The sequence below is a fragment of the Ruegeria sp. BHSB064 genome, assembly GCF_059613205.1.
Genome location: NZ_JBXWSB010000005.1, coordinates 17,324 through 30,685, shown reverse-complemented (window position 1 = coordinate 30,685; position 13,362 = coordinate 17,324). Strand labels below are relative to the sequence as shown.

The window sequence follows — 13,362 nt, the reverse complement described above, 5'->3', positions numbered from 1 at the left end:
GTGGAGCTGTCCGAGAATAGATATGGTTTGTTTTGCCTCATTATTTCGGAGGGCGTTGGAAAACTTGTCATGTCTGTTGTCCGAGTTTCTGAAGAACCGGTTCGATTGCACTTGGTACTTGGCTCTTCGAATTCAGCCAATAGTATATCATTGGCGCATCGGACGCTAGATATTGTTCTGGTGTGCACTTCGCACCTTAACCAAACGTGCGCGCCAACAGGTTCTTCAGCAGTTGCGTCCACGGCTACCTATGGCCTGCTAACGGGGTCTTTTCCATGCTCCATTTTCATCAAAATAGAAGCATCGCTCGAAATCATAAGCATTCCACAGAAAGTCCATTTGTTCCGCCACTACTGCCTCGTAGTTTCCGTCATCGCGATATTCGGTGATTATCGAGTGTGGTAAATGCAACTCTTCGCGGTCATAGGGCGGTGGTGGATCGAGAACATACTCAGGCCCAATTCCCATCCTAACGCCATTCATTCCCAAAATAGATATACGTAAGAGAACGGGTGGCGAAGCCTCCAGCACCCGCAGGCCACCCATGTAAGACGATAGAGACTTAATAAACCGATCCGGCACTGCGATGGATGGCAAGAAGCGGCCGCCATCATGATCCGCTATCATGCTTGTGCTGGTTGCTTCCAAGGAACCATCCCTGAACATCTGTGTGTAGCCGTGGCAGATAATTCCGCCCCTAAAAACGTTGAAGCCATCAAGATTCACGCGCGTTGACCAGCCTTCCGCGCCCATGGGTCTGAATGCCGCATGGTGTTCCCGCATAGCCGAGATTTCGATCCGGCGTTTGGCACCGACATCTGGTAGTGGAACAAGGTGCATAACGGTCACGCCCTTTTCCAAGGGGATGGGCATCGGTGCGTCCCCCGCCTGGATGCGAAGAAGCCGCTCTTGAACAAATGCCTGTGCTTGTTCTTCGATGGTCCTTTGTTCACCGAAAAGACGGCGCAACTCATCCATCGTCAGTTCGTAAACGCCAGCGGAGTTGCGCGAATAGTAGCGATTTGAGTTGCGAAACATTACTCGGTGCGGGGGATTATAGCTGCGCGGCACGTGTATCAGGATCACGTCGCCGCCAGTGACTGCGATCCTTTTCATTCGCAAGCCAACAATCGAAGGTTCAACACCTGTCCGCGCTATGCTTTCAAGCCGAAGCAACTCGCTGTCCACGTCTATTCCTGATAGCGGGCTGAGCGCAGATGCAGTCCCATCCACTTCTTCAATCCCTATGACAAGATGTCCGCCAAGACAGTTTGCGAAGGAAGAAATATCCTTCAAAAGTTCCTTTTTATCGGCGTCTGAATTTCCGTATGTTTCCTTTTTGAAGTCGAGGTGCACGGATTCCGTCGCCGCCGCACCAATCAGCGCTTGAACGGTTTGAGCGTCAATATCATCGAAATTTTTTCCAAGCAGCATGAGTGCTCCCATTAATGTTCAAGCGCATGGGCAGCAGCCCAAGAACTGATTTGCCTTCGAGGCAGAGCATAGCTTGTCGAGGTGACGATTATCCAGACAGCACTAAGGACGTTTGGCATTAATCCACAGGAGATTTCAAACGCATCCCTTGGGTTCGGGCCGAATTTCATTCTCTAACTAGGGTTTGTGGCCGCACTCTCCGAAAAGACCAGGATTGGCTCCATGAAACATCCGGTAACCGCTTGACGAGGCTCATCGAATCCTGCACCCTTGATCTCGGCCTTCAGTGCATGCCGGTGTGTCCGCCACGCAAAGCTACGCAGCACTTTCCTTTGAACATGAAAGCTCCAGCCCAATTGTGGGATCTGGTTAGTAGCGGACACCTAGTCGGATCCCGTTATTGAAATGGATCATGACAATGAAAAGTGAAATCACCACACTCAAGACGCTCGCAAAACGGTATGCGCGGGCAAACCGCATTCCCCAACACGAAGCGCTCAACGCGATTGCCGCCGCGTTGGACTTTGCGCATTGGGGGCAACTGGCAACCAAAGCGAAGCAAGGTTGGCTGCCGAGCGTCGAGCAACTGGCGCAGGCCGAGGCGTTTGTCCTCCAATCCCATCCAGGCGCGGATGAACAAGAAAGGTTTATAGACAAGAGCTTTGCCCGTCCGGTCGATGAACCGGTCAGGCAAGGAAAGATCGGCGATTACAGCTATCGGGTCTTTGAATCCTTCGGTGACATCCGCATGGAAGGTGAAGGTTGGCGTATCCTTGTTGGCGAAGCGCAATTTTCCAAGCCAGTTGTCGAAATCGAAAAACCGCATGCCGACACCAGCCCTGTGCGCAAAGGCGAATTTCTGGACGCAGCATTGGTCATTGCGGATGAAGAAGCAGCCAAGGTGCGTGCAGGGATTTCGTCAGACTGGCCAAGACGATCCACAAAGCCCGATGCCGAAGGGGTCGTGGTTCATCCGCTGTTCGGGGAACGGTCAGCCGATTGGTATTGCCTTCATTGCGACGGCAAGATCACGGGTGCTCAGCTTGCAGAAAATCTTTGGCACTGTCCTGGCTGCGGCGCATCGCCCATCAACATCTCTTCTGCGCCAGCTTGGTTGGACGGTTCCGATGTGGAACCCCAGCCTGTTAAGAGCCCACCGTCACGGCAGCGGCCCGAACCCGAAGTCAAAGTGGTGGATTCAAGGCCGAAACTGACATTGGACGAAGACGGTATTTCATTGCTGTTGCGCGCCGCTTTGCTTGAAGATGCCGCGACCCCCGCAGAGCGGATCGGAGCTCAGCTCGCCGAGATTTTTGTCGATGACGACGGCGATGCCTGCATTGTTCTGGATGAAGACCTATGGCCTGACTCCAAGGAACCCGACGCGGCAATCGCCGTTGCTGAATTGCTCGGTGTGGAGCTGGAACTGAATGCAACCTGCATGACCTTTCCCTTTGCGTGGCCAGGCTTGGGGCATGCGACAACCAGCACGCGGGACTATGTTCAGATGTTGTTAGACGCTTACGATGAGCACGGTGTCATTCAACGCGAACGTGACTGATCCTGGAGTTTGGTGAGCGCTTCATTAAGCGTCTCGCACTCTGTCTCTTTCAGGATTTCATCCTCATAGGCGGGCGACAGCGCGGTAGAAATACCGTGCTGTTTTGCTGCGATCAGGTAGCTGATGCCGTCGTGACCACGCTTAGCATCGGAAACACTCGCGATCGCGAGTTCGGCAAGGCGTGTCGCCGTCAAAGGGGTGATAGTCGCGGCAATCTGCGTATAGAGAACAACGTCCAGCCCTGTGAAGTTGGTTAAGCGCTCGACCACAACAGTCTTGTCTGTCACAGGGTCAGGACGCGTATAGGTTCGCGTCATATCACCAACCTTTCCGATTTCACGGCGATAGAGGATATCGGCGGCCTCGGATTCAGAAGCGTCCATAACGAAGACCTGGCCTCTGACGTGGGCGCCGCCAGTTGTGACAGGAACGAGGGTCGGTGCGCCGCCACGACCATTGCTGCTACGCGCAAATTCGATGTGAAAGGGAGTCATGACGTCATGGATGGTGTCGGTCCGAGTGCGCTCAATCTCTGCTCTGGGGTCGGAAATCAAAGAGCCGTAGGCCAGTATGCCGATTGTTGGCTTATCCATTGTTTTTTCTGCCATTTCTAAATCTGTGTTCGTTACTTCAATCCACAGCCATTAGATCAGATTTTCCTCTACGTTTTCAACATTGAAGCTGCGCCCGTCTCCGTTAGACTTCGACGGGGCGGGCTGTCGTGAACTTTGGTTACAGATCGCCTTGCCCATCCGGTTTGGTACGTTTTCGTGAACGTCGAGGTTGCTCGAAAATCGGTGGACAAAGACGCATCAACATAGTGCCGTTTGCTTAGCCTCGACTACGATTACGCATAGGAGGAGAATCTTTGATTGACATCGATGAAATGCGAGACGCGCACAGAAAAATGCACGGTTTATCAAAAATTGATGGCGTTTACACTTTTTACCATGACGAAACGAACAATATCAAAAAGCTCCGTCTTGACGCGCACGGCTTAAACGTCGCGGAACCAGTTGCCTTTGTTTTAGGTGGAGTGGTCCACGAAGGCGCGCCACGCGCACTTGATATTCAGGCATTACGCGACGCGATGCGAATCCAAAAGAGCGCGGACGAAATAAAGCTCAAGCATGTTGCCAAAGGCGAGTTTCTGGACTTGCTCAAGTCCGATAAGCTGACCACGTTCCTACGATGGATATCCGATAGTGGTTTAGTGTTCCACTATCATGCGCTCGACCCGCTCTACTGGTCGCTCGTCGATATCATGGACTCGATCCTTTACAGGTTAGGCGAACCGCGATTGATCGAAATCCACGCGGTGCTGAAAGCCGACTTAGCCGCGCTGCTCAGGGCTAACCTGCGAGACACCACAAACATATTTTATCGCTATGGTTATCCAGACCTCGCGCCGGAAAACCGAAAACCTTTTCTCGATGACCTTCTCAGGTTGCTGGAGAAAAGCGAAGGTGTTTTGCCCGAATTTAACGCAAACATGCTCAAAGGCATGCTGCAAGCTGGACGCAATCTTCCAAGCCTCGACTTCATCGAAGGATTTACGCCTCATCTTCTGATCGAAAGCTTCGACATCTTCTACCTGACCCGAATCGCACTCTTCAAATATTCCAGCCACATCCTCGACATGGAAGATTCCATTCGGGACCAAATTCAAGGAATGAAGCTTTCATCGAGCGGAGTTCCAGTGACGCACTACAGGTTTGCTGACTCCAAGTCGGAGCCTGGGATACAGATTTCCGATATCGTGGTTGGTCTCATTGGCAAAATGCACAGTTATTTGGTGCAGACATCCTGCGAAGAGGTCGCTGAAGCCAGAGCCTCATTGAGCGGTGCAAGCCTGACAAATGCGGAGCTGTTACGAGATTTGATCGACGCCGCGCACGAAGCCAATATTGCATTCCTCAATCATGTTTCGAGCGTGAGAGACATCGACAAGATGAACCTGTTCCTGCGGAATAGCGGAAGTGTCTACGAAGAGTGAGTTTCTGAAACAGTGATTTTAGCGCGTGCGGTAACACCGCACCGGGCTGTCGTGAACCGAGCCAACCTGCGGCGGTCTCGGCCATGCGGCTTCCATCCCTCGCGCATCTTTGGCCAGCCCTGACGGGCTGACGTTCTTTCTTCTGTTTGGGGCCTGCGGCCCCGTCCTCCGTCAAGACCAAGCCCTTCACATTAGTTGCGGGCGCAGCCAGCGGTCTCCCCGTCCTTCCGCTCTTCGTTTGTGCAGGGCGGGTGATCCCCCTCCGCTGTCTGCGGTCCTGACGGTCTCCCCCCGCTCATTGGCGCGGGCCTAGTCCGGTTGCATGTGCAACCGGCTTTTCAAGAGGAGGAAAAGGCCAATGAAACAAGACATTTATCAAAAAGTAACAGACAAGATCATTGCTGATCTGGAACAAGGTGAATTGACATGGCTCAAACCGTGGTCAGCCGGAAACATGGACGGGCGGATCGTCAAACCCCTGCGCCATAACGGTATGGCCTATAGCGGCATCAACGTGCTGATGCTTTGGGGCGCGGCGATGGAGGGCGGTTATCTTTCGCCGTTCTGGATGACCTACCGCCAAGCCCGTGAATTCGGGGCGCATGTCAGAAAAGGCGAGCGCGGCAATCTGGTTGTCTATGCCAACACCATCACCAAAACCGAAGAGCAGGACGACGGCACGGAAGAGGAACGGAAAATCCCGTTCATGAAGGGCTATAGCGTGTTCAACGTGGAGCAGATCGACGGACTGCCAGAGCATTTCTATGTGAAGCCCGAACCCGTCATTGATCCTGCCGAGCGGATCGATCACGCGGAATCCTTCTTTGCGGCCACGGGTGCAGATATTCGCTTTGGCGGGAATTCAGCCCATTACAGCGGCGGCAGCGATCATGTGCAAATGCCGTGTTTCGAGAGCTTCCGCAGCCCTGAAAGGTACTATGCGACCTTGGCGCATGAACTGACCCACTGGACGAAGCACAAGAGCCGCCTTGACCGTGATTTCGGGCGCAAGAAATGGGGCGATGAAGGTTACGCCCGTGAAGAATTGGTTGCCGAGCTAGGCGCGGCCTTCCTCTGTGCCGATCTGGACCTGACACCCGAAGCCGGAACGGATCACGCGGCCTATATCCAGAGCTGGCTCAAAGTCTTGAAGAACGACAAGCGGGCAATCTTTAGCGCCGCAGCGCACGCACAGCGGGCAGCGGATTACCTGCACAGCTTCCAAGAGCAAGAAACCGAGCAGGAGGAAGGAGTCGCCGCGTAAGCGGCGGCTCTGCCACCCCATCAATTTTCAACGAAAGGATTAGAACCATGAACATTGAAGAAACCAACAACATCATCGATTTTCGCTGTGAACTCCACGCAATAAAACAGAGCTTTGGCCAGCGGTACTATGTCGAACCCCAAGCAACAAAAGCAGCGGCGAGACTATGGGGCGCAGAATGCAATGAACACGGGGTTCTGAGCCGTGTCAGCGAAAAGATAAGAGTGGAACACAAACGGTTTTCGGCCACGATCCGGCTATACGAAACCCAGAAAGGCTTTTGGTTGGTATCCGTCAGCTACAGCACACCGGAATCCGGATTTTCTTTCCCTGCTACAGTTTGGACCGAACAGGCTTTCAATGATCCGCTTGCAGCTCGCAAACATGCCATCAAAAGCCTATTACCACACTGCCAAAATAGAATAGACCGCCTCGGCCCAAATGCCGATCTTGTTGCATTCCAGCGGAAACTAGAAGCCGAATTAACGCCGCAACTCGCGCTGTTTTAGGGTGCAAAATTTTCGGCTGGCCATTCGGCCAGCCGCGTTGACTTCTCGCAAGGCGGGCGCAAACTTGGTTTGAGGAGCGTACGTTATCATCAGTATGGTTGAGTAAATATTGCAAACATCAAACTTGCTGTGGGTTTGAACTTCATGTAATATACTCAATATGAGTGAGCAAAGATCGTCACATCTAAACCGACTAGAGAAGGACCTGCCCGAAGGGTTGGTGGTCGATGCTGCATGGCTTGAGAAGCGCGGCATCGCCAGCAACCTACGCTCATACTACGTCAAAAACGGATGGTTGGAGCAGGCCGCGCGCGGCGTCTACCGCCGTCCGCGCGGCTCGCTCAATTGGCAGCAGGTCGTGATATCACTCCAAACCTTGCTCGCAGCGCCACTCGTTGTTGGAGGCCGAACAGCGTTGGAGCTTCAAGGTTTCGCCCACTATCTCGTGCATGAAACCAAAACGATCCATCTGCACGGCCCCGACAAGCCGCCAAGCTGGCTCAACAAGCTGAACCTTCCGCAACGCTTTGTCTATCACAACAGCGAAACCCTGTTTCGGAACGAACCGATCACCCTCGGACTTGGAAGCCTCGCATGGGACATCGCCAAAGGAACGGGGCGCGATCTGGAACGTCTTCAGGGCGGAAGCCTCGATGCATTGGCATGGGGGCAATGGGATTGGCCGCTGACCCTTTCGAGACCAGAGCGGGCTTATCTCGAAATGCTCGACGAGTTGCCAAGCCGCGAGAGCTTCCATCAGGCCGACATGTTCATGCAGGGGGCCGCAAACTTTAGCCCGCGCCGCCTGCAAAAGCTTCTGACCGACTGCGCTAGCATCAAGGTCAAGCGCCTGTTCTTCTACTTTGCCGACCGTCACAATCATGCATGGCGCAAGCGGCTCGACAAAGACGCTGTTGATCTTGGCAAGGGCAAGCGGATGCTCGTGAAAGGCGGGCGGCTCGATCCTGTCTATCTGATCACCGTTCCGGAGGACCTCGATGGCCTTTCGTGAACACTATGAACGTCAAGTCCGCTTGCTGATGCGCCTTCTGCCCATTACCGCGCGTGAGGACTGCTTTGCGCTCAAAGGCGGCACAGCAATCAACCTGTTTGTCCGCAATCTACCGCGCCTGTCGGTTGATATCGACCTGATGTATCTGCCCATGCACGCAAGGCCGGAGGCGCTTGCCGAAATTGACGCGGCAATGAAGCGGATCGAGGCCGCCATACTCGCCGAAATCCCAGGTTCGCGAACGACACAGAGTATCAACGAAGGCACTGTGTTGCGTTTGGTGGTTTCGGCGGAACGCACGCAGGTCAAGATTGAAGTCTCACCAGTGCTACGCGGTGTTGTCAAAGAACCAAGCGCCCAACCCGTGATCGAGGCCGTCGAAGACGCTTTCGGGTATGCGGAAATCGCCGTTGTGTCCTTCGAAGACCTTTATGCGGGCAAGCTCGTCGCCGCCCTAGACCGCCAGCATCCGCGAGACTTATTCGACGTTCGCGATCTGCTTGCCAATGAAGGGCTGACCGACGCGCTGCGCGAAGCTTTCCTTGTTTATCTTCTCAGCCACAACCGCCCTATGGGAGAGGTGCTGTCTGGCCGCGTCAAAGACCTTGCCGATGAATTCAGGGACGGCTTCGACGGCATGACCGAAACTGCCGTTGCCATCGAAGACCTCATTCAGACACAGCAAAACTTGATCGCTGATCTGATCGGCAACATGCCAGATAAACATCGAGACTTTCTGATCGGATTTGAGCGCGGGGAGCCGGACTGGTCATTGATCGGAACCCCGCACGCCAGCGATCTACCCGCCGTCAAATGGCGGCAGCGAAATCTCGATTCCCTGCCACCGGAGCGCCGCGCCGAGCTGGTCGCATTGCTTGAGGATTCACTTGGCCACGCGGGATAATTTTGCGCAGTGTCAAATGCGGCGGATGCACTGTTGCCGTGGTTGCCCAAGCAAGCTGCGGATATTCTCAAGCGTTGCCCGAATACGGCGGTGGTCTGGCGTATGCGGTTCGGTTTCAGAAAGCAGAAGCGTGAATAGTTGAAACAGCTCGCCAAGCTCCTGATCCGACAGGCTTCGCAATTCGTGCATTGTGATAAACGTGATCATGCGATCCTCCTTTTCCGTTTCGAACCGGACCATCCGGCTCTTCTCGGAATCGGGAGGCGCAGAAAGCGGCCTTATCGGACACCCTCGGGCGCAACATCGTGGAGCAGGCATTCATCGCCTTGTCCGTTTGCACGGGCCTTTCTGCCAGAACTGATGACTTGAAGAACTGTGGCCGGACGACAGCGGAAAGAGCGGCACGGTCTAAGTTGTCACGGATAAACGCTTTGGTGACAGCTTAATCCGGTTTGGAAGGATGGGCCGGTGTTAGGCGCGAAACGGCGGGATCATCCGTCACGATGTAGCGCGTCGGCCCTTCGGCCACATCCCGATCCATGAGATAACGCCAAACTTCGTACCATTCGTCACAGGTTGCGGCGTCATGCGCGTGGTCTGTGTGATCTTCGGCCAACGCAACCGCCGAAACTTCCCCGCCGATCTTCTCGACTTCCCGATCAAGGGCACATGCCAGTTCGTGAATCCGGCGGGGTACAAGTAACGTGAATAACGCGTTGCTCATTGAAATCTCCTATCGTCTTGGGCGGTGCGGCCTATCACGGTCGCGGCCCCGCCCACGGTCTTCGTCTCGCGATGGCTCGGCCTCGCGCTGCGCATCAAGCGCTTGGTAACGGGCGATATCGGCCCGCAAATCCAGAAGCTCTTGTTGCTCCTGCTGGCGGTGCTCCCTGATCTCGAATTGCAGCACACGCCGGTCTTCAAGCTGGCGCAGGATCAAACTATCCGTCTCACCTTGATCGCGACGATGCGCGTCCCAGGCTTCGCGCTCGTTCTGGCGTTTGATTTCCGCATAGCGCCCCGTGATCCGATGCCAGATGCCTTTCATGCCGCGCGGTAAGCGGGCCGCACGGGCATTGGTTTCGGCAATCCAGCGTTTGTCTTGCGCGACCTTAAGCGCCTTTCGCTCTTCCCTGTGCCGACCGGCCATTTCGCTGCGCCGGAACTCAAGGCTTGCCGAGCGCCGCCGCGCATCGGCTTCCATGTCTTTCACAAAGCGGGATAGTGCCCCCGTCATGTGCTGCCCGATACGGGTTTTGACCTCATCGACGGACGGCAAATCTTTCGGATCGCCAAGGCGTTCCTTCACATCCTTGGCGCGGACGCCAGACCATTTGGCAAGCGAGTAGATTTCGCCGCGATAATCAACGGCGACAAAGCCGCGCCGATCACCCCGCGCCAGCCAGAAGCCGCGTTCCTGCAATGCATTTTGCAGCGCAGCCTTTGAATCCGCCGAGTCCCAACAGGCTTTGAATAGTGCCTTAAGCTCACGCGGATCAAGCTTGACCCGCTTGGCTTGCTGCCATTCGGCGCGGTTGAAGCTGAGCGGATCGCGTAGCGTCCAATGCTGCAAGCCTTTCGGCATGTCCCAGCCATGCTCAAGGTAGAGCTGCCGCGATTGCTCGGCGAGCTTGCGCTTGTAGAACGGCAGGTTGATCGCGGTCATCGACTCCGCATCAATCCGCGACCAGACACAATGGGCGTGCCGCCGTCCTTCCTTTTCATGAAAAACAATCGCGCGGGGCTGACCTTCAAGGCCGAGCTTTTTCTCGATCTCCGCAGCCGCTGCCTCGAAGTCCTCAATCCTGGCCTCGACCATATCGGGCGGATTGAGGCTCAGCGAAAATAGGTACTGACGACAGCGTGTACCTTTGCTGATCGCCTCGACCTCGCGCAATGCGGTGGTCAGATCGTCAGAAGCAAAGCCACGCAACTCATGTATCGTCACATGCTCGTTCTCATCTGTGCGAAGGAGGTGCTGCGCAAGCTTGGCAGCACCTCCCCGCTGATTACCCTTGAGGATCATGGCGTCAGGCTTGGCCCTGTTTTGGAGCCTGATCCCGATGAGCGGACGCCAAGCGCCAGCAGCAAATCCTGCCGCATGGCTTTGACATCATCGCAAGCCTGCTTGATCGCGTCCTCGGTCTCCTGTGTGACAGGCAGCGAACCGGTATTCACGGCCTTGGCAAGCTGGTTCAGATTGTTGGATATCCGCGATTGGCCGAGTGCTCCTAGCACACGTCCAAGCGCCACATGATCTTTTACCGGAGACTTGCCACGCGTCTTGCGCGGGGTCTCCTTGTCGCGGAACAGCCTTTGCCTGATATACGCGCCCACCGGTATGCCAGCAGCCTCGTTTTCAAGCTGCGCCCGCTCTTCAAAGCTCAGCCGCAGCGAAAACGGCACTGGAAAGGTAGGTTCGCGCTCTTTCTTGGATTCGGAGTCATTTAAGTTGTTGATATCATTGTCTGGATACTTCATCGACGCACCTCCGACCGTTAAGGTCAAGTTGCGTGAGATGGGTTTCCCATTCTTCGAGAACCTCGAACAGATAGTTCGAACTTTCTCTCGTTAGGCGCACCATTTCACATCTTGATCCTCTGGCATGCACATTGCCGCAACTGACAAGCACGTGCGCTTCGGACACGGTTGTGGCTTCTGAACGGGCAACACTCTGCTGCCCACTTGCATTGCCATTCCACGGCCCGTAACACAGCCCTGTTCAGGGATGCGAGCTATGCCTCTGCTGTGATGCACTTTTCCCGTGACTCTGAATGTACAGGCCATTGTTGCGGGATGCGTTGATGAGACTAGTCATATCCACGATGAAAGATGAAGGCCCCTTCATTCTTGAGTGGATTGCCTATTACCAATCGATCGGTTTCACGCACTTCATCGTAAACTCGAATGACTGCTCGGATGGCACGGATGCGATCCTCAAGCGGTGTGAAGAGCTTGGTTTCCTTGCGCATATCGATAATCCCGGGCCGTGGAAACATGGGCCGCAAGCGTCGGCTTATGCCAACGCAATGAAACATCCCTGGTCGTCCGAGGCCGAGTGGATTCTGGTGTGTGACGTCGATGAATTCTTCGATATCCGCGTCGGCGAAGGCACGCTGGATGACCTTTTCCGAACGTTGCCACACGCAGATGGTTTTGCGGCGCTTTGGCAGATGTTTGGGCACAACGGTATTGTCGAGTTCGAAGACAAATTCGTTATTGAGCAGTTCACGCGTGCCGGCGAGATGGGCATGGTCATGCCGCAGAATTTGCGCGCGTTCAAATCGCTGATCCGCAACAACGGCTCTTATCGTTTGATCAACACACATCGACCGCGCGGACCGATCAAGGGTAAAGTTGAAAACTTCGCTTGGGTGGATGGGGATGGCGACCCGCTGCCACCTGCAATGCGTCGGCGTGGCTGGGCGTTTACGACAACTGGTGCGGCCTTTGGGACTGCGTTGTTTCGTATGAACCACTATGCCGTCAGGTCCATCGAAAGCTATCTGATGAAGCGGCTTCGCGGGGATGTGAACACAACGGCGTTTCATCCCAAGATGGAGGCGACCGGGCAGGCCTATTGGCATATGCATTGCTTCAATGATGTCGAGGAACAGTCAGTCCTGTCCAAGCTTGATCGTATGCGTCGCGCACATGAACGCCTGTGTCAGGATGAGGTTCTGTCAAACCTTCACAAACAGGCTGTTGAGTTTCATAAGTCCCGGATCGCCACGGTTCGCCAAACCGACGCCGCCAAGAGTTTCATTCGTCGGTATCAGAATTTCCGCAGCGGCCAGAACTTGAAAGCCCTGGATTTGGGGGTCCTGGAAGAAGCCAACGCATCGTTTGATGTGGAAATGTACAAAGACCCCGAGGTCAGTTTCGCACAGGTCGCGAAATGGAACCGGATCGGGCAAATGGCGATGATCTCGAACAACAAGACGCTGAATTACCCGTGGTTTGTTCGGCTTGATGCCTTGGACACGCCTTTGGATTATGAACAGGCAAAGGCCGAACACGCCAAGATCACTGACCCGAAACAGGTCGATCTGCCGTTTGATCCCAGAGACCCCAGTTTTTTGCCGCCATCCCCTAAGGAAGTTGAAAGAACGGCAAAGCAACGAAAGAAGTTCCTGAAATCGATCAGCGGAAAGAAGTCCTGGGTCCTGATCGGGCAGGTTGAACCGGAAATCGTCCAGGAAATACTGGATTTGGGGACTGTGGCGCAATTGACCGTAATTGCACCTTGGGGTTTGTCCTGGAACGGGTTCGCCTGCCCGGACACCACCCAAGATGAGGAATTGCAGGCACTTGACCGCGCGTTCTTTGCGTTTCTCGAGTATTTCCGCGAGCCCATTCTGACGGGAAAACTGCGTGTGTACAGGGCGATGCCTGCCTTGATGTTGAAACTGTTCAAAGATCAAAGCGTCGGTGTGGCGATCATTCGCGGTGTCCGGGCCGAACGTGTTATGCTGCAATTGCTGAGACGGATAGACAGGGTGCTTGCGCCGGGCGGCAGCATCGCCTTCACGTCATACAGGCGTGGCAAAGGTTCTTATTCGGGTATGTCTGCAGCGATCAACAGGTTCCTGGCGGGCAATGCCAGCACCTATAGAATAACCAGCTTAGAGCCACCGTGGCTTGGGATCGACAAATTGCCACCGCTTGACAAAGAATAACCC

The 13,362-nt window shown here is 54.7% G+C and carries 13 protein-coding genes; 7 read left to right on the top strand and 6 right to left on the bottom strand.

From position 1 onward, the window contains the following. Positions 1-258 precede the first annotated feature (258 nt). Positions 259-1,434 carry an AlbA family DNA-binding domain-containing protein gene (locus AC2FNU_RS02130; RefSeq protein ID WP_496784490.1) on the bottom strand — a complete coding sequence of 392 codons (1,176 nt, stop codon included), beginning with the start codon at positions 1,432-1,434 and terminating at the stop codon, positions 259-261. Between the two features lie 412 nt (positions 1,435-1,846). On the opposite strand from AC2FNU_RS02130, the gene AC2FNU_RS02125 reads away from it, so the two are divergent. Then, positions 1,847-2,995 carry a hypothetical protein gene (locus AC2FNU_RS02125; protein ID WP_496784489.1) on the top strand — a complete coding sequence of 383 codons (1,149 nt, stop codon included), beginning with the start codon at positions 1,847-1,849 and terminating at the stop codon, positions 2,993-2,995. Here the strand turns inward: AC2FNU_RS02125 and AC2FNU_RS02120 are convergent. After that, positions 2,977-3,603 (bottom strand): hypothetical protein, encoded by a 627-nt coding sequence (locus tag AC2FNU_RS02120; protein WP_496784488.1) that lies wholly within the window; start codon positions 3,601-3,603, stop codon positions 2,977-2,979. The genes AC2FNU_RS02125 and AC2FNU_RS02120 overlap by 19 nt on opposite strands. Positions 3,604-3,863: 260 nt before the next feature. On the opposite strand from AC2FNU_RS02120, the gene AC2FNU_RS02115 reads away from it, so the two are divergent. From AC2FNU_RS02115 to AC2FNU_RS02095, 5 genes are all read left to right on the top strand, one after another. After that, complete coding sequence (locus tag AC2FNU_RS02115) at positions 3,864-4,991, top strand: DUF3800 domain-containing protein (RefSeq protein WP_496784487.1); 1,128 nt, start codon at positions 3,864-3,866, stop codon at positions 4,989-4,991. A gap of 358 nt (positions 4,992-5,349) precedes the next feature. After that, complete coding sequence (locus AC2FNU_RS02110) at positions 5,350-6,255, top strand: ArdC family protein (RefSeq protein WP_496784486.1); 906 nt, start codon at positions 5,350-5,352, stop codon at positions 6,253-6,255. A gap of 47 nt (positions 6,256-6,302) precedes the next feature. Beyond that, complete coding sequence (locus AC2FNU_RS02105; RefSeq protein ID WP_496784485.1) at positions 6,303-6,764, top strand: hypothetical protein; 462 nt, start codon at positions 6,303-6,305, stop codon at positions 6,762-6,764. Between the two features lie 160 nt (positions 6,765-6,924). Next, complete coding sequence (locus AC2FNU_RS02100; protein WP_496784484.1) at positions 6,925-7,776, top strand: type IV toxin-antitoxin system AbiEi family antitoxin domain-containing protein; 852 nt, start codon at positions 6,925-6,927, stop codon at positions 7,774-7,776. Continuing rightward, positions 7,763-8,680, top strand: coding sequence for a nucleotidyl transferase AbiEii/AbiGii toxin family protein (locus AC2FNU_RS02095; RefSeq protein ID WP_496784483.1), 918 nt, complete (start codon positions 7,763-7,765; stop codon positions 8,678-8,680). Before AC2FNU_RS02100 ends, AC2FNU_RS02095 begins: the two co-directional genes overlap by 14 nt. Positions 8,681-8,692: 12 nt before the next feature. Here AC2FNU_RS02095 and AC2FNU_RS02090 read toward each other — a convergent pair whose 3' ends face one another. From AC2FNU_RS02090 to mobC, 4 genes are all read right to left on the bottom strand, one after another. Beyond that, positions 8,693-8,887, bottom strand: a complete 195-nt coding sequence (locus AC2FNU_RS02090) for a hypothetical protein (protein ID WP_496784482.1) — start codon at positions 8,885-8,887, stop codon at positions 8,693-8,695. A gap of 235 nt (positions 8,888-9,122) precedes the next feature. Beyond that, a complete protein-coding gene (locus tag AC2FNU_RS02085) occupies positions 9,123-9,404 on the bottom strand; it encodes a hypothetical protein (RefSeq protein WP_496784481.1) in 282 nt (93 codons plus the stop codon). A gap of 9 nt (positions 9,405-9,413) precedes the next feature. Continuing rightward, entirely contained in the window at positions 9,414-10,706 is a 1,293-nt protein-coding gene (locus AC2FNU_RS02080) for a relaxase/mobilization nuclease domain-containing protein (RefSeq protein WP_496784480.1), read from the bottom strand. Then, entirely contained in the window at positions 10,703-11,161 is a 459-nt protein-coding gene (mobC, locus tag AC2FNU_RS02075; RefSeq protein WP_496784479.1) for a plasmid mobilization relaxosome protein MobC, read from the bottom strand. Before mobC ends, AC2FNU_RS02080 begins: the two co-directional genes overlap by 4 nt. Positions 11,162-11,484: 323 nt before the next feature. Between mobC and AC2FNU_RS02070 the strand changes: the two genes are divergently transcribed. Further along, the gene (locus AC2FNU_RS02070; RefSeq protein ID WP_496784478.1) at positions 11,485-13,359 is read left to right on the top strand and encodes a glycosyltransferase family 2 protein; all 1,875 of its coding nucleotides are present in this window, start codon (positions 11,485-11,487) and stop codon (positions 13,357-13,359) included. The last annotated feature ends 3 nt before the right edge of the window (positions 13,360-13,362 follow it).